General features: G+C 58.8%; 15 protein-coding genes and 1 pseudogene. 9 read left to right on the top strand and 7 right to left on the bottom strand.

The annotated features are described in order from the left end of the window. Window positions 1–38 precede the first annotated feature (38 nt). From ACP0GE_RS09505 to dapD, 3 genes are all read left to right on the top strand, one after another. Window positions 39–956 (top strand): serine/threonine dehydratase, encoded by a 918-nt coding sequence (locus ACP0GE_RS09505; protein ID WP_424831709.1) that lies wholly within the window; start codon window positions 39–41, stop codon window positions 954–956. Between the two features lie 44 nt (window positions 957–1,000). Next, window positions 1,001–1,600: a GntR family transcriptional regulator gene (locus ACP0GE_RS09500; protein WP_424831708.1), complete on the top strand. Its 600-nt coding sequence runs from the start codon at window positions 1,001–1,003 to the stop codon at window positions 1,598–1,600. 151 nt (window positions 1,601–1,751) lie between these two features. Then, a complete protein-coding gene (gene dapD, locus ACP0GE_RS09495; protein ID WP_424831707.1) occupies window positions 1,752–2,579 on the top strand; it encodes a 2,3,4,5-tetrahydropyridine-2,6-dicarboxylate N-succinyltransferase in 828 nt (275 codons plus the stop codon). 51 nt (window positions 2,580–2,630) lie between these two features. Here dapD and ACP0GE_RS09490 read toward each other — a convergent pair whose 3' ends face one another. Continuing rightward, entirely contained in the window at window positions 2,631–2,966 is a 336-nt protein-coding gene (locus tag ACP0GE_RS09490) for a cupin domain-containing protein (RefSeq protein WP_424831706.1), read from the bottom strand. A 115-nt stretch (window positions 2,967–3,081) separates the two neighbouring features. Between ACP0GE_RS09490 and ACP0GE_RS09485 the strand changes: the two genes are divergently transcribed. Then, the gene (locus ACP0GE_RS09485; protein WP_424831705.1) at window positions 3,082–3,420 is read left to right on the top strand and encodes a hypothetical protein; all 339 of its coding nucleotides are present in this window, start codon (window positions 3,082–3,084) and stop codon (window positions 3,418–3,420) included. On the opposite strand, the gene ACP0GE_RS09480 is transcribed toward ACP0GE_RS09485, so the two are convergent. Further along, window positions 3,417–4,472, bottom strand: coding sequence for a transporter substrate-binding domain-containing protein (locus ACP0GE_RS09480; RefSeq protein ID WP_424831704.1), 1,056 nt, complete (start codon window positions 4,470–4,472; stop codon window positions 3,417–3,419). The genes ACP0GE_RS09485 and ACP0GE_RS09480 overlap by 4 nt on opposite strands. A 210-nt stretch (window positions 4,473–4,682) precedes the next feature. Between ACP0GE_RS09480 and dapE the strand changes: the two genes are divergently transcribed. Continuing rightward, complete coding sequence (gene dapE / locus ACP0GE_RS09475; RefSeq protein WP_424831703.1) at window positions 4,683–5,822, top strand: succinyl-diaminopimelate desuccinylase; 1,140 nt, start codon at window positions 4,683–4,685, stop codon at window positions 5,820–5,822. 70 nt (window positions 5,823–5,892) lie between these two features. Then, window positions 5,893–6,039 carry a hypothetical protein gene (locus tag ACP0GE_RS09470; protein ID WP_424833886.1) on the top strand — a complete coding sequence of 49 codons (147 nt, stop codon included), beginning with the start codon at window positions 5,893–5,895 and terminating at the stop codon, window positions 6,037–6,039. Window positions 6,040–6,354: 315 nt separating this feature from the next. On the opposite strand, the gene ACP0GE_RS09465 is transcribed toward ACP0GE_RS09470, so the two are convergent. Beyond that, window positions 6,355–7,542 (bottom strand): IS110 family transposase, encoded by a 1,188-nt coding sequence (locus tag ACP0GE_RS09465; RefSeq protein ID WP_424831702.1) that lies wholly within the window; start codon window positions 7,540–7,542, stop codon window positions 6,355–6,357. A 62-nt stretch (window positions 7,543–7,604) separates the two neighbouring features. Between ACP0GE_RS09465 and rnr the strand changes: the two are divergent. Then, a pseudogene (gene rnr, locus ACP0GE_RS09460) lies at window positions 7,605–9,728 on the top strand (ribonuclease R); the annotation flags it as partial. On the opposite strand, the gene ACP0GE_RS09455 reads toward rnr, so the two are convergent. Both ACP0GE_RS09455 and ACP0GE_RS09450 read right to left on the bottom strand, forming a co-directional pair. Beyond that, the gene (locus tag ACP0GE_RS09455) at window positions 9,719–10,105 is read right to left on the bottom strand and encodes a DUF1801 domain-containing protein (RefSeq protein WP_424831701.1); all 387 of its coding nucleotides are present in this window, start codon (window positions 10,103–10,105) and stop codon (window positions 9,719–9,721) included. The pseudogene rnr and the gene ACP0GE_RS09455 sit on opposite strands and share 10 nt — an antisense overlap. Continuing rightward, complete coding sequence (locus ACP0GE_RS09450) at window positions 10,102–10,800, bottom strand: glutathione S-transferase family protein (protein WP_424831700.1); 699 nt, start codon at window positions 10,798–10,800, stop codon at window positions 10,102–10,104. The genes ACP0GE_RS09455 and ACP0GE_RS09450 overlap by 4 nt, the downstream gene beginning before the upstream one ends. Before the next feature lie 82 nt (window positions 10,801–10,882). On the opposite strand from ACP0GE_RS09450, the gene ACP0GE_RS09445 reads away from it, so the two are divergent. Further along, window positions 10,883–11,596: a helix-turn-helix transcriptional regulator gene (locus ACP0GE_RS09445; protein WP_424831699.1), complete on the top strand. Its 714-nt coding sequence runs from the start codon at window positions 10,883–10,885 to the stop codon at window positions 11,594–11,596. Window positions 11,597–11,659: 63 nt separating this feature from the next. Continuing rightward, window positions 11,660–12,967, top strand: coding sequence for a lytic murein transglycosylase (locus tag ACP0GE_RS09440; protein WP_424831698.1), 1,308 nt, complete (start codon window positions 11,660–11,662; stop codon window positions 12,965–12,967). A gap of 71 nt (window positions 12,968–13,038) precedes the next feature. Here ACP0GE_RS09440 and ACP0GE_RS09435 read toward each other — a convergent pair whose 3' ends face one another. Both ACP0GE_RS09435 and ACP0GE_RS09430 read right to left on the bottom strand, forming a co-directional pair. Continuing rightward, entirely contained in the window at window positions 13,039–14,436 is a 1,398-nt protein-coding gene (locus tag ACP0GE_RS09435) for an aspartate aminotransferase family protein (RefSeq protein ID WP_424831697.1), read from the bottom strand. 78 nt (window positions 14,437–14,514) lie between these two features. Then, the gene (locus tag ACP0GE_RS09430) at window positions 14,515–15,198 is read right to left on the bottom strand and encodes a GntR family transcriptional regulator (RefSeq protein ID WP_424831696.1); all 684 of its coding nucleotides are present in this window, start codon (window positions 15,196–15,198) and stop codon (window positions 14,515–14,517) included. Window positions 15,199–15,259: the final 61 nt, after the last annotated feature.

Genomic DNA, 15,259 nt, shown 5'->3' with positions numbered 1-15,259 from the left:
GGGTTCGCGGGCAGAGTGCCAGTCACGGAAAGACAAGAATGGATTGGAAGAGTGAAATATCCGCAGCGCGGAACCGTATCAAAGGATACGCGCAGGTCACGCCGGTGTTGGACAGCCACGCTTTGGGATTGGGCTATCCCGTCGAAATGAAGCTGGAGCATCTACAGCACACCGGCAGCTTCAAAGCGCGCGGGGCGTTCAATACCTTGCTCAGCACGGATGTACCCAAGGCGGGCGTTGTCGCAGCATCTGGCGGCAATCATGGGGCAGCGGCGGCCTATGCGGCGCGAGCGCTGGGCCATCCTGCTAAGATTTTTGTGCCCGAGCTTGCGGGGCCGTCCAAGATTGCCCTGATCGAACGTATCGGAGCCGACCTTAGTGTCGTGCCCGGAGAATACGCGAACGCGCTGATCATGGCGCAAGAACACGAAGAGACGTCGGGCGCGATGCAAATCCATGCTTATGACGCCCCTGCCACGGTTGCCGGTCAGGGTACCTGCTTTGCCGAATGGGATGCGCAGGGCCTGCAGGCCGATACGGTTCTTGTGGCCGTCGGCGGTGGTGGATTGATCGCCGGAGCTTTGGCATGGTTTCAGGGCGCGCGAAAGGTCGTTGCGGTCGAGCCCGAGACCTCTTGCGCGCTGAACGCGGCGCTTAGGGCTGGCGAACCGGTAGACGTTTCTGTTTCGGGGATCGCGGCCAATGCGCTGGGCGCACGCCGGATCGGGTCGATCTGCTACGGGTTGGCACAGGGCATGGCTTCGGTTCTTGTCCCGGATGAGGCGATAGCCAATGCCCAAAAAACCCTGTGGCAGGCCCATCGCATTCTGGTCGAGCCCGCCGGAGCAGCGGCGTTGGCGGCCCTGGCATGTGGGGCTTATCAGCCGGAAGAGGGCGAGAAAGTTGCGGTGCTGGTGTGCGGTGGAAATATCGCTCCGGATCCGTTGCAGGGGTAAATTATCCGCTTGTGGAAGTGAGTTATGGTTTTTATCTATAATTCATGACCGCGACCATCGCCGACACGATCTATCAACACCTTAGTCAGCAAATCATCACTGGCGACTTGCTGGCCGGTGAGAAGCTGCGCCAGGACCATATCGCCCGGTCCTTTGACACCAGTCATGTGCCCGTGCGCGAGGCGTTGTTGCGCCTCGAAGCCCACGGATTGGCAAAAAGTGAGCCGCGCCGGGGCATGCGCGTAACTGCACTGGACCCAGCCGAAGTGCGGGAAGTGATCGAGATGCGTGTCGCGCTTGAGACGCTGGCGTTGCAGCACTCGGCCCAGAATATGACGCCTGCGGCCTTGAAATTGGCTGACGAGGCCCGTCTTGCCTGTGACAGGGCCGACAGTATGCCGCTATGGGAAGCGCGCAACCGCATCTTTCATCGTGCGATCCTGACCCCCTGTGGAATGGCGCGCCTGCTGCACACGATCGATGATCTGCACATTGCCAGCGCCAGGCACTTGTTTGCCCATTGGCGGCCCAAATGGGTACAGCGTGTCGATACGGACCATGCGGCTATTGTTCAGGCATTGAAAACCAAGGATGCCGCCGCTGCGACCTCGATTCTGGTGCGCCATATCCGGCGGGCCAATTAACCCGTTTTCCGCAACTATCCCCCAATCTTTGCGCGGTTTCACGCGACAAATGGCAAAAGACGCAATCAGAACCCTCTGCGTCGCATTGCGCCCTCGCTTTCCCTTGCGTATAGGCCAGACCAACGTGAACAGAGTCTGACGGAGTAACCCCATGTCCAACGCGCAACTGGAAGCCGCCATCGAAGCCGCATGGGAGGTCCGCGACTCGATCAGCCCAGCGACAACCGGCGAACAACGCGAAGCGATCGATGATACGCTGAACGCATTGGACAGTGGATCTCTGCGTGTTGCCGAGAAACTGGAGAATGGCGACTGGCATGTGAACCAATGGGCCAAAAAGGCGGTTCTGTTGGGCTTCCGCGTCAAGGACATGGAAATCCAGCCGGGCGGCCCGCAGGCTGGTGGCTGGTGGGACAAGGTGGACAGCAAGTTCGCCGGTTGGGGTGAAAACCAGTGGCAAGCCGCCGGTTTCCGCGCGGTTCCAAACTGTGTCGTCCGTAAATCGGCCTACATTGCGCCGGGCGTGGTGCTTATGCCGTCCTTTGTGAACCTTGGCGCTTATGTGGACGAAGGCACCATGGTCGACACCTGGGCCACTGTTGGGTCCTGCGCACAGATCGGCAAGAACGTGCACCTGTCGGGTGGCGTTGGTATCGGCGGTGTGTTGGAGCCCATGCAGGCCGGTCCGACCATCATCGAGGACAACTGCTTTATCGGTGCACGGTCCGAAGTGGTTGAAGGCTGTATCGTCCGTGAAGGTTCGGTTTTGGGCATGGGCGTCTTTATCGGCAAATCCACCAAGATCGTTGACCGCGAAACCGGCGAAGTCATGTATGGCGAAGTGCCGCCCTATTCGGTGGTCGTGGCGGGCTCGATGCCGTCGAAGAACAATGTCAGCCTGTATTGTGCGGTGATTGTGAAGCGTGTCGACGAAAAGACCCGCTCGAAAACCGGGATTAACGAACTGCTGCGTGACTAAGGCAGTTACAAAACCGAACAAAAGCCGCCGCGACCTGCTGCGGCTTTTTCTTTAGGATTTGATCGGATATCGGTCCGGTTCTTCGAATACGTCAATGACCCGCGTCCCGGCCTGAATCCGACCGCCATGCTCAACGCCTGACGGAATAGAATAACTGTCGCCCGGGCGGTATGTTCTGGTTTCTGTCCCGATAGTCAGTTCAACTTCGCCCTCAATCACCGTGCCCCATTGCGCCTTGTGCGAATGTGCGGGCAGTTCAAAATCCTTGAGAAAAGTGAAGAACGCAACCAGTCCTGAATCTGACCGGATCACCGCAGTTTGCACCACATCATCGGGGAACGGCAATTCGAGGCCTGGAAAACTTTTGATGAAATCGGGGTAAGACATGAAACGCCCTCTGTAAGAATGAAATGGCTTGCATGGGCACTATGACGGCAAAGCGGGACGTTAGCAATTTCCCGGCGGCTTGACCGGGGTTAAGCGCACCGGTATGGCCCCAGATATGGAAAAGCAAAAAAAGCCCTCGCGTCAGCAAGTTTATACCCTTCTCGTGCAGATCGGACGGAAGGAAGGCGACGGCCTGCCTGATGGCGCGACCGGGGCGGCGTTGATGTGTTTTGCCAGCGGAGTTGATGAAGCCGAAGCGGTGCGCGAAACGGTGGCGATCCTGAAACAGGCAGACACGGCACCGTTGGACGTCACCGGATACGGCACTCTGGCCGAACGAGAGGCTCAGGGGCATGAGATAGACCCCGATGAACGCGCTCTGATGCAGCGGGCGCTGGATGAAAACGCGGTTATTGTCGCCCAGATGACTCCGTTTTACGGGGACGCGGACTAGTTCCGCATCCCAAACCACTTACGGTAAATCTCATCATAAGTGCCGTCTTCACGCAGGGCCAGAAGCGCTTGGTTGACCTCTTCGACAAGGGGTGACCCGGTTGGGAACGCGATGCCGTAATTCTCGCGCAGAAAGATGCCGCCGGTCATGGTTGCAATCCTGCGTCCGTCATGGGCCGCGAAATATGACAGGATGGGCGCATCGAAAACGACAGCATCCAGGTCTTTGCCCGTGAAAGCCGCCAGCAAGCTGTCCAGATCGTTGTAACCTGCAAACTCGATTTCGCGGCGGTTGAGGAAATTCGCTGCGGTCGACCCCGAGATGGTCCCGACTTGCTTTCCGTAAAGATCGTTGACAGAGTTCACGTTGCCGCTGATGGCATCCACGGTCATGACCGAGGTGATACGGGCCGTGAATACCGATACGATAAACAGGGACGAGACCACCAGAACCACGCCCAACAGACGGCCGAACGGAGTGCGCGGCATGCGTTCCTCGAACCCGCCATTGACGACAAGGTTCAGCGCCCACCAGAAAGACGGGAACCAGGCCTCGTTCAGTTTGCGGTCGAAATATGGTTGCGCACGGCGTTCAAAGCCCCACATCAGCATGCCGCCGCCCAGCAGGATGGCGAAGGCCAGACCGATGGCGATGAACAGCTCGCGCGACAACAGCGCCTGCAGCAGAGATGGTCGCCGCGCTGCGTCCGAGGGGACCATGATCTGCAGTCCTGCCTCGAAAATTGGCTGGCTGAAATCCATCATCGTTTCGCGCGACGCCGTGATTGAGATGTTTGCGATTGCCAGATCGGCGCTGCCGTCCTGAACCGCCGAAAGCATGTCACCAAAGCCCTCGACACGGTTGACCGAGTAATCCCAGTTCAATGCCTCGGACAGCGCCTCGAGCAAATCCATCGAAAAGCCGGTTTGGGCTCCGTCTTCGACATAGGAAAACGGAGGGCGGGTCACGGTGGTGACCGTAAGGGACTGAGCCTGGCTTTGCTGAGCAAGAACCGCGAAAGTCAGGCAGATCAGAGCGAAGAGGGCGCGCATATTGTCAATTCACCTGTTTCGCGGCCCTCTATCTTACTTGCAGGGCGTGCGGCAAGTCGGTCGCGGGGTCATCTTGCGTGTTTTATTCGCATATCATTGTGAAACACCGGTGGATTTGTACGGGAAATCCGGCTGGTTGGGGTTGGCAATCCGGCCAATTCGTTGAATCTGTGTACGAACCCAGGCCGGAACCAACCCACGAGGCTTTCTATGACCGATCCCGTTCAGCTGACCGCAGATCTGATCCGTTGCCCATCGGTCACACCTGATGAAGGTGGGGCACTGGTTTTGCTGGAAAAATTTCTGTCTGAGGCCGGGTTTGACTGCACCCGCGTTGATCGTGGGGGCATTGCCAATCTGTTTGCCCGCTGGGGGCAAAAGGGGCACGCACGCAGCTTTGGATTCAATGGACATACCGATGTTGTTCCGGTCGGGGACGAAGCCGCATGGACTGTCGCACCCTTTGGGGCCGAGATCCGCGATGGCGTGATGTATGGGCGAGGGGCGACAGACATGAAATCCGGGGTGGCGGCTTTTGCCGCCGCTGCTGTTGAGTTCGTACGGGATACGCCGCCGGACGGGGCCATTATCCTGACCATCACCGGGGATGAGGAAGGCGACGCGCTGGACGGCACCACAGCCCTTCTGGATTTCATGGAGCAAGAAGGCGAGCGTATGAGCGCCTGTCTGGTCGGTGAACCTACTTGCCCCAACCGGATGGGTGACATGATCAAGATAGGTCGCCGGGGATCAATGACCGCGTGGTTTACGGTAACAGGTGTTCAGGGACATTCCGCTTATCCGCACCGGGCCAAAAATCCGTTGCCCGTGATGGCGCGGTTGATGGATCGGTTGGCCAGCCACAAGCTGGATCACGGCACGGATCATTTCGATGCGTCAACCCTGGCCGTGGTGACAATGGACACAGGTAATCCCGCCACAAATGTCATTCCGGCCCAATGCACCAGTGCTGTCAATATCCGCTTTAATGACAGCCACACCGGGGCCAGTCTCAGTGACTGGCTGCTGTCCGAAGCCGCGCAAGTCGCAGATGAGTTTGGTGTTCAGGTCGACACCAGGATCAAGATTTCGGGCGAAAGCTTCCTGACACCGCCGGGCGCACTTTCTGATCTTGTTGCCCGCGCAGTTCAGGCCGAGACCGGCATACAGCCCGAATTGTCAACTACAGGGGGCACGTCGGATGCGCGGTTCGTCAAGAACCACTGCCCGGTGGTTGAATTCGGCCTTGTCGGGCGTACGATGCATCAGGTCGATGAATGTGTCGAGGTCGCGCAGATTCATCAACTCAAGAACATCTACGCACGTATTTTGCGCGATTATTTTGCCTGACCCGACCCACGTATTTGCCGCGCTGCTTTTTGGTCATGACGCGGTCGCATCCGCGTGATAGGCCGGAATTATGACTCGCATTCCCACCAAGCAGGAGGTCCTCGATTGGATCTCGGCGAACCCCACCCTGACTTCGAAACGTGATATCGCCAAAGCCTTCGGCATCAAGGGCGCGGATCGGATTGATCTGAAGCGCATCCTCAAAGAGCTTATATGAGAAAGCGGTTGTCAAGCCCGGAGATTTTGGGTTCTAGAGCATTTCGTTTTCCTTCGTTCAGGCGGCCTTGCTGGCTTGGTATTCGGGTCGGAACGTTTCTTTGCAACGGTTGCGCCTTGTGTGCGCTTCACCAAACTTATATCCGGGTGGCTTCCAGCGACGCTGGTACTCTCCCACAATCCCGCGTGCTGCGGGCACAACGTTCCGGAGGTGGGACCCATCTCGGGATCGGCGTCTTTCAGCCTCGTGCCATTACGGTCACACACCGCCCGGTCTCCAGCCCTGCCGCGTCCGGCCAGACTAGATTCTATAGGGTCAGGCGAGTTTTGCCTCAGTGGGAACGAGCCCGGTTTCACAGAAACGCCATAGCGCAATCAGCAGTTTGCGAGCGAGTGCTACAATCATCACCCTGCGCATGCGCCCTTTTGCCCCTGCAGTGCGCTTTTCAAACCACTTGCTGAGCGCGCTATCAGGCTGATATCTAACCCAGCGCCAGGCCATTTGGATCAGGTTTGCGCGGATCCATCCAGGGCCATCGCCGCCGATCCCCTGATCCCGTTCCGTATCGCCACTTGCATGGGGAGTCGGTGCGATCCCAACCCAACCGGCCAGTTCGCGGCGATTGCGGAAGTCTCGGTAGAAGACCTCATTGACCAGCAAAGTGGCATCGTTCGCGCCGATCCCTTTGAGCTGGCTGAGTGTCGCAATCTTTGCGGCCACCTGTTCATCGCTGCCTGCGACCGTATCAGCTATCGCTATCGTTGCGCCCTTGCAGGCAACTTCGTCACGTTCAGCCTCAACCTCCGCAATCTGTTTCTCGGCCAGTTGCATCCGATCCAGAATCCGCAATATTTCCTTGCGGGCCTGTGCAGGGAACGGCGTCCCATAGGCGGTTTTCACCTCATTGAACCGCGCTTCAAAGTCTTTGCTCCGAGGGTCGAGATCGAAGATGCCGTGCAGCTTCAGCAACCCCTTGATCGAGTTTGTTTTAGATGTTCGATCTTTGACCAATCGATTACGTTCTCGAAGCAGACGTTTACGGTCTTCCTGTTCAACATTCGGAACACGCACCTGGCTGAGAACCGAACTGTCGCCTCGATCATGCGCTAACAGCGCCCGCACCATCTTCTTGGCATCGATCCGGTCGGTCTTGCGCTGTTTAGCCTTGCGATTGACCAGCAAGCTGGCCGGATCCAGTACGATTGTCTCAATCGACATGAACTGATCCAGCCAGCGGGCCAACCAGAAGCCTTCATAACCAGCTTCATAGCAGCAAAGGACGCGCACCTGCTGGCCAAGCACTCGCTCTGCCCTGGCCTGTTGTTCTTCGATCAGGGTTTTGAGGGCGTCCGTGTCTGCCGCTGGAAGCACGTGCAGGCCGATCCGATCCCGGGTCGGGCTTTTAATCCCGAACACCCAAGACTTGCGTGATATTTCCACTGCGACGTAGACCGTGTTATTCTCGCCGAAGACTGGTGCTGCGGTGGCGTTTGTGGTGGACATTCGTGTTCTCCTATTCTGTGTTTGACGGCGCGATTTTGGCACCAGTCGCCGCTTTCTCATAGGATCTTGAGGCAGAGGGTCATCTGGAAAAGCGCAAGCGCAGCTATCGCGACCCGGATCGTCTGCCGCCGGTCAGTGTATTGCAGGTCAAGGCACCCAATGCGGATGGTGATCTGTTCGCACGCCCCTTGGAATGGCATGGCGAAGGGGTTGAGCCAGTTGTTTTGATCATTGCCCGCGCCAGCGATCCTGCGCTGGGCGAGGGTGATCGCATTCTGGCCCGCCTGACCGTGGTGCATGAGGAAGACCACAATTATGAGGCGCGCCTGATCCGCCGCATTGGTACCAACCCGCGCAAGATCGTCGGCATCTTCCGCAAAGGGGCCGAGGGCGGGCGGATCGTGCCCATCGACAAGGCGGGGTCCACCGAATGGCTGGTTGCGGACGGGGCGGTTCTGGGTGCCAAGGACGGTGAGCTGGTCGAGGCCGAACAGGCCGGGCCCAAGAACCGCATGGGTCTGCCCCGCGCGCGGATCGTCGAGCGGCTTGGCGACCCCACTGCACCCAAGGCGGTTTCGCTGATCGCGATCCATCAGCACGGTATCCCGGACGATTTTCCTGACAAGGTGATCGACGAGGCCGACAAGGCCAAACCCGTCGGTTTAAAGGGACGCGAAGACCTGAGGGACATGCCGCTGCTGACCATCGACCCTGCGGACGCGCGCGATCATGACGATGCTTGCTATGCGCATGCCGATGAAGACCCCAAGAACCCCGGCGGCCACGTTATCTGGGTCGCCATAGCTGACGTCGCCGCCTATGTGCAGCCCGGTACCGCGCTGGACCGCGAAGCGCGCAAGCGGGGCAATTCCAGCTATTTCCCCGACCGCGTTGTCCCGATGTTGCCCGACCGTCTGTCAGGGGACCTGTGTTCTTTGCACGAGGGCGTCCCGCGCGCCTGTATCGCCGTGCGGATGCAGATCGACGCCGAGGGCAACAAGATCGGTCACCGGTTTGTGCGGGGTCTGATGCGTTCTGCCGCTTCGTTGAACTATACCGAGGTGCAGGAGGCCATCGACGGTACGCCAAACGACCGCACCGGGCCGTTGTTGGAGACGGTACTGAAACCGCTCTACGCCGCCTATGCCGCGTTGAAAAAGGCGCGGTCCATGCGGCAGCCGTTGGAACTGGACTTACCCGAACGCAAGATCGTCCTGTCCGACACCGGCGAAGTGACCAGCGTGGCCTTCCGCGACCGGCTGGATGCGCATAAGCTGATCGAGGAGTTCATGATCCTCGCCAATGTCGCCGCCGCAGAGACTCTGATTGCCAAACGCCGACCGCTGCTGTTCCGGGTGCATGAAGAGCCCGCGCCCGAGAAGCTGGAAAGCCTGCGGGAAACGGCACAGGCGGCAGGGCTTAACCTGGCCAAGGGGCAGGTGCTGCAAACCCGGCATCTGAACGCGCTGTTGAACGCTGCCGCCGGAACCGAGGATGCGGAGCTGATCAACCTGACCACCCTGCGGTCAATGGCGCAGGCCTATTACAACCCCGAGAACTTTGGCCATTTCGGTTTGGCATTGCGGAACTACGCGCATTTCACCTCTCCCATCCGGCGCTATGCCGACCTGATCGTGCATCGCGCGCTGATCTCGGCCCACGGCTGGGGCAAGGACGGGCTGACCGAGGATGAAATCTCACGGCTGGAGGAAACGGCCACCCATATCTCGGACACCGAACGCCGCTCGATGATGGCTGAACGCGATACGACCGACCGTTATCTGGCGGCGTATCTGAGTGAGCGTGTGGGCAACGAGTTCACTGGCCGGGTCAGCGGCATTGCCCGGTTCGGAGCGTTTGTGAAGATGGACGAAACGGGCGCGGATGGTCTGGTGCCTGTGCGCTCTCTGGGGCGGGAGTTCTTCCACTTCGACCGTGAGGCAGGCACGTTGATGGGATCGGACACCGGCCTGATCATCGCGATAGGTCAACGCGTCACCGTGCGCTTGACCGAGGCGACACCGGTTACCGGTGGGCTGGAGCTGGAGCTGCTGTCCATCGACGATCAGGCGCTGCCTCGGGGACGCGGCCCGGCCAAAAGGGGCGCTCGGCGCAAGGCTGTCAGCACCAAGCGCAAGAAGGACAAGATCAAGCGTAAGGTGGAACGCAAACGGCGTCAGAGGTGATAGGTCAGCGCCCGGGCAATCAGCCAGCCATGGCGGTTCGGGTCGATCTGATCGGGGCTGTCAAACAGAACCGCGCGGGTTCCGTCAATCCGATCTTCGCCCGGGAAAACCGATGTGAAATCCCCCATCAACCGGCTTTGGCAATGCACGAACAGGGCAAAGGACGCTGATTTGTGCCCGCCGAGCCGAATTGTCGATCCTTTGGGTGCCAGATAAGCAGGCTGCCCCCAACGCAGCTCCTCGTTAATGAGGGGTGCGCCGGACAGCGATGCGGCTGTATCAAAGATGAGATCGCGTAGAGCCAATGCGCCTGTGCGGGTGGGCGGGGGCAGGGCCTCGAACGCAGAGGCGACTTTTGGATTGTCAAACGGTCTCATACGATGGGTATCGCCTGTTCCATGCGGTCGATATAGCTGTTCAGTAGATTATCCTGTTTTATCCGTCGGGTCAGCGGTGTATCCGCCGGTGTTGCCCGCATGGTGGCAAGAATGGGGCCAACACTCATATCCACAGCGGTTGGTCGATCCCCCAGCAGAAAAGGCGATTGCCACAGATAGGCCGAGATCGCCTCGAGATCGCTCTCAAGCCGGTCGGTTCGCTCGGCATCCGAAAACCGCGATACGCCTTGCCCATCCACGCGCTTCATGACCGATTTGCGAATGGCGCTGCTTACCGGTTTTCGGATCAGGGCGGGAATGCCGGAAAAGAACATTTCGCGCAGGATCGGCCAGACCTGATCATTGCCCCAACGATCCAGGACGATGTGGTAATAGATATGCTCTTCGGCCATGCGGATCAGGGCGCGCGATTGGGCTTTTTCAATGTCACTAAGACCTTGGTCGAAATCGGCCCCCTGTGCTTCAAGCCAGTCGCGAATTAGGTCGCTGTCGGGCAGCAGGCGTTCGGGCGTGCGCAGGGCAGGCAGTTTCTGATGTGGCATCTTGCTGGGGTCCAAAAGGTCGGATCGCTGCCATTTCTGGCCCGAGTGTTCCAGCATCAGAGCGGTTTTTACGCAGAAGGGGCTGGCGCTGAACAGGCCAAAGGCGGCGGGAAAGGTCAGAAGGGTCAGCATCTTTGGCTCCGTGATTATGGTGGCCCATGGATAGCGGCGGCTAATGACAGTTATTGTCATCAGGTGTACGTTAGGCTGAATCATGTCCCGCACCGCCCGTCTGTTTCAATTGATGCAAGCCCTACGCTCTGGCCCTTCGCCGAAAACATCGGTGCAACTGGCGCAGGATCTGGGTGTATCCGCCCGAACCGTTCATCGCGATATAGAGTCGTTGCGCGGTCTTGGCGCCGTGATCGATGGCGAGGCTGGCTTTGGCTTCACCTTGATCGAAGACGCCACCTTGCCTCCGCTGAGTTTTACCGATGACGAACTGGAAGCGCTGGTTCTGGGCCTGCGCGAGGTGCAGGCGATTGGCGATCCGGGCTTGTCTGACGCAGCCAGCGCAGCCCTGCGGAAGTTGCAGGGGCGCTTGCCGCCAAGACAGTCGCATCGCCTGAGCCACGCGGTTCTGACCGCAACCCGCTTTGACCGCCCGGCAAGGCCAAGCGTTGACGTGGCCAGTCTGAGGCAGGCCACATGGGACGAACGTGCGATTGAGTTCGCTTATACGGACGCCAAAGGTGATGACACCCAACGCCGGGTCAATCCGCTGAGTATCGTCTACATGGACCGCGCCAGCGTGTTGTTGTCCTGGTGCCATTTGCGGCAGGATTTCAGGGTTTTCCGTCTGGATCGGATGCGGGAAATGTCGGTGACAGACGAAAGTTTCAGGCCCAACCGTGTGCCTTTGTTGCGTAAGGCGCTGGCCCGCATTCGCGCCGAGCGGGAAGCAAAAGACCGCGAGGGTGCAGAGTGAGCACTTTGTGAAAATTCGGTTTTGCGCTATCCTGATGCCCGAGCAGTAATCAGGAAAATCGGAATGCGAAAATGCATAAGCGGCGTCATGACCGCTGCATTATGGGCATCCATTGTGCAGGCGGAAACGACAAAACAGTCGCAGAACTTGGAGTTCCCCAAGGCCATGAAATTGGCCTCGGCGGATGTCATGGTATCAATTCGGCCGGTTCTGAGGCCTGCGATCAAGGGGCAGCACGTGTCGGCAGAAGGTAACGCAAGATTTCAGGCCTGGCTTGGCGCGTTTCGAGAGCGGGCTGCTGCGCAAGGGATTGAAGCTGCGACGCTGGATGCGGCGCTGGCTGGGGTGACTTACGACAAGGAGGTCATCAAACGAGATCGCAATCAGGCGGAATTCTCTAAGCCGATCTGGGAATATCTGGATTCTGCCGTGTCAGATACGCGCGTTTCAAACGGGCTGGCCGGGCTGGAACGGCATCGAGAAATTCTGCAACTGATCGAGGCAACCTACGGTGTCGAAAAAGAGGTTGTGACAGCACTCTGGGGGCTTGAGACCTCGTTCGGGTCGCATCGTGGCAGTGATCCGACTATCCGATCTTTGGCCACGCTGGCGTTTGACGCGCGCCGCGCGCAGTTCTTTGAGGCGCAACTGATTGCTGCATTACAGATCATTCAGGCCGGGGATGTGCGCCCTGAGGATATGGTCGGCAGTTGGGCGGGTGCCATGGGGCACACCCAGTTCATGCCGACCTCGTTTCTGGATCACGCGGTGGATTTCGACGGTGATGGTCGACGGGATATCTGGTCGGATGATCCGGCGGACGCGCTGGCCTCGGCAGCGTCATATCTGGCCCGGCATGGCTGGACCAAAGGGCAGCCATGGGGTGTTGAGGTGCAGTTGCCCGAAGGGTTTGATTATGCCACGGCAAAGCGCGGTTTTACACTTTTGCCATCGGAATGGGCGACCCACGGGGTTCTTTCCGCTGAGGGCGGCGCGGTGCCGGATCATGGTCAAGCCGCCATCCTGCTGCCCGCAGGCGGGCAGGGTGTTGCTTTGATGATCTTTGATAATTTCAAAGCAATCGAGGCTTACAACGGCGCCGACGCTTATGTGATCGGGATCGGTCATCTGTCCGATCGACTTGCTGGCCAAAGCCGCTTTCAGGCCAACTGGCCGCGCGGTGACCGGGCGCTGAGCTTTACCGAGAAGAAAGAGCTGCAAACCCGACTGACGGAGGCCGGTTTTGACACGCAGGGTATCGACGGTCGTACCGGTCCAAATACGATCAACGCGGTTCGCGCCTATCAATTGGCTTGGGGTTTGGTGCCGGACGGGTATCCATCTCTGCGGTTGCTGGAACGGTTGAGGTAGCGGCGGGGGCTCTGCCCCCGTCGCCTTTGGCGACTCCCCCGGGATATTTTTGGCCAGATGAAGCAGGCGGATCAGGAGGCGGCCTTCATCAACCCCTGCGCGATGATCTCGGCCCGAGCCTCGTCCAAAGATTTGTGGATGCGTATGAACATCTCGTCGATATCCTCAGGGGTCAGGATCAGCGGCGGTGAGATAATCATCCGGTCGCCCACATGGCGCATGATCAGGTTGTTGGCAAAGCAGCGGTCGCGGCAGATGTAACCGACCTTACCCGGATCAGAGGCGAATTTCGCGCGGCTGGCTTTGTCAGGGGTTAGTGCGATCGAAGCCATCATGCCAACGATCTTCGCTTCACCCACCAGCGGGTGATCGGCGAGAGCTTCCCACTTTTCTTTCAGATATGGGGCGGCGACGTCGCGGACGTGCTCGACGATCTTTTCTTCTTCGAGGATGCGCAGGTTTTCCAGGGCCACGGCAGCGGCAACAGGGTGACCGGAATAGGTGTAGCCGTGGTTGAATTCGGTGCCGCCAATGACCTCGGCGATCTCATCGGTGACAATAGAGCCCCCGATGGGCGCGTAGCCCGAACTGAGGCCCTTGGCGATGGTCATGATATCTGGATTGATGCCAACTGTTTCGGAACCGAACCAGTTGCCTGTCCGGCCAAAGCCGCAGATCACCTCATCCGCGATCAGAAGGATTTCGTATTTGTCACAGATGCGCTGGATTTCCGGCCAATAGGTGTCGGGTGCGACGATTACTCCGCCCGCACCTTGCACGGGTTCGGCGATAAAGGCTGCGACACGGTTTTCACCCAGTTCCAGGATGGCTTCCTCTAACTCGCGCGCGCGGGCCAGGCCGAATTCCTCGGGCGTCGTGTCACCGCCTTCTGCCCACCAGTTCGGTTGGTTGATGTGATGGATGTTTGGGATCGGAATGCCGCCTTGCGCGTGCATCCCGGCCATGCCGCCCAGTGAAGCCGACCCAACGGATGAGCCATGGTATGCGTTGTGGCGGCTGATGATGATATTCTTGTCGGGCTGACCTTTCTCGGCCCAGTAAGTGCGGACAAGGCGGATGTTTGTATCGTTGGCCTCGGACCCGCCTGCGGCGAAGAAGACATGGTTCAGATCGCCCGGCGCCAATTCGGCAATCTTGGCGGCCAGCGCGATTGCAGGAACATGGGTCGTCTTGAAGAACGTGTTGTAATACGGCAATTCGCGCATCTGTCGGGCAGCAACCTCGGCCAGCTCATCACGGCCGTAGCCGATATTGACGCACCAGAGGCCCGCCATGGCATCCAGAATTTCTTCGCCTTCGCTATCAGTCAGGTAGACCCCGTTGGCGCGGGTGATGACGCGCGCGCCTTCCTGCTCCAATGCCCCGTTGGCGGAAAATGGATGAATGTGATGAGCCGCATCCAGCGCCTGCAACTCGGCGGTCGGCATGTGGTTGGTGATGGTCGACATCAGAGAATCTCCTGCGCAAGAGCGGTTGCCGATCACAATATGATCAAATTTTAGACTGTCAATCGAATCGACCCATTCTTATGGGCTGTCCAGGGCGCCAACCATCAGTTCCATCCCCTGTTCGATGTCCTGAGCGGTTGCCCGGGCCGCTTTGTCAGCGTCCTGTGCCCGCAGGGCGGCGATGATATCCTTGTGCCGATCCGGAAGGCTGCGAGTTCCGAACCGACCGCAAACTACGCGCAAAGAGGGGCCGAACCTGAGCCAGAGCCGATCCGCCAGATCGTTGAGGATTGGTGCGTTCGCATAGGAATAGAGCATTTCATGGAACGCGTGGTTCAGCCGTAGATACCCGCCGACATCACCGTCCGCGATTGTGCGGTCCAGCCGCAGGTCAATACGCTCAAGCTGATCAATATCGCGGCTTTTCAAATTCGCTGTGGCGCGGCGGGAAAGCTCTGATTCTATTGACTTTCTGGCAAATATCATCTGCTGGACATCGTCGCCGGATAACAAGGGAACACTGACCCGGCGATTGCCCTGAAAAACCAATGCTCCGTCTGAAATGAGACGCCGGATCGCTTCGCGCACGGGGGTCATTCCGACACCCAGCGAATCGGTCAGGCCCTGTATCGTGACGGGCTGTCCCGGTATCAGGTCACCATACATGATCTGTAACCTGAGGGTCTGGTAAACCTGCTCATGTGCCGGTTGTTTCCCGGGGCCTTCCTGTTGGCGCGCTGCCTTATTTTTGATCAAATCCAACTAGTTTGCCCTGTTTCCGGTATTGGTGACTTGCCTGGTATCAGACCTCGTGAAACCATAC

The sequence above is a fragment of the Ruegeria sp. genome, assembly GCF_965243365.1.
Lineage (GTDB): Bacteria > Pseudomonadota > Alphaproteobacteria > Rhodobacterales > Rhodobacteraceae > Ruegeria.
This window is presented reverse-complemented; position numbering and strand designations above follow the sequence as displayed.

Coding starts and splice junctions, on each gene's coding strand:
- ACP0GE_RS09505 (WP_424831709.1), top strand. CDS start 39: ATGGATTGGAAGAGTGAAATATCCGCAGCGCGGAACCGTATCAAAGGA.
- ACP0GE_RS09500 (WP_424831708.1), top strand. CDS start 1,001: ATGACCGCGACCATCGCCGACACGATCTATCAACACCTTAGTCAGCAA.
- dapD (WP_424831707.1), top strand. CDS start 1,752: ATGTCCAACGCGCAACTGGAAGCCGCCATCGAAGCCGCATGGGAGGTC.
- ACP0GE_RS09490 (WP_424831706.1), bottom strand. CDS start 2,966: ATGTCTTACCCCGATTTCATCAAAAGTTTTCCAGGCCTCGAATTGCCG.
- ACP0GE_RS09485 (WP_424831705.1), top strand. CDS start 3,082: ATGGAAAAGCAAAAAAAGCCCTCGCGTCAGCAAGTTTATACCCTTCTC.
- ACP0GE_RS09480 (WP_424831704.1), bottom strand. CDS start 4,472: ATGCGCGCCCTCTTCGCTCTGATCTGCCTGACTTTCGCGGTTCTTGCT.
- dapE (WP_424831703.1), top strand. CDS start 4,683: ATGACCGATCCCGTTCAGCTGACCGCAGATCTGATCCGTTGCCCATCG.
- ACP0GE_RS09470 (WP_424833886.1), top strand. CDS start 5,893: ATGACTCGCATTCCCACCAAGCAGGAGGTCCTCGATTGGATCTCGGCG.
- ACP0GE_RS09465 (WP_424831702.1), bottom strand. CDS start 7,542: ATGTCCACCACAAACGCCACCGCAGCACCAGTCTTCGGCGAGAATAAC.
- ACP0GE_RS09455 (WP_424831701.1), bottom strand. CDS start 10,105: ATGAGACCGTTTGACAATCCAAAAGTCGCCTCTGCGTTCGAGGCCCTG.
- ACP0GE_RS09450 (WP_424831700.1), bottom strand. CDS start 10,800: ATGCTGACCCTTCTGACCTTTCCCGCCGCCTTTGGCCTGTTCAGCGCC.
- ACP0GE_RS09445 (WP_424831699.1), top strand. CDS start 10,883: ATGTCCCGCACCGCCCGTCTGTTTCAATTGATGCAAGCCCTACGCTCT.
- ACP0GE_RS09440 (WP_424831698.1), top strand. CDS start 11,660: ATGCGAAAATGCATAAGCGGCGTCATGACCGCTGCATTATGGGCATCC.
- ACP0GE_RS09435 (WP_424831697.1), bottom strand. CDS start 14,436: ATGTCGACCATCACCAACCACATGCCGACCGCCGAGTTGCAGGCGCTG.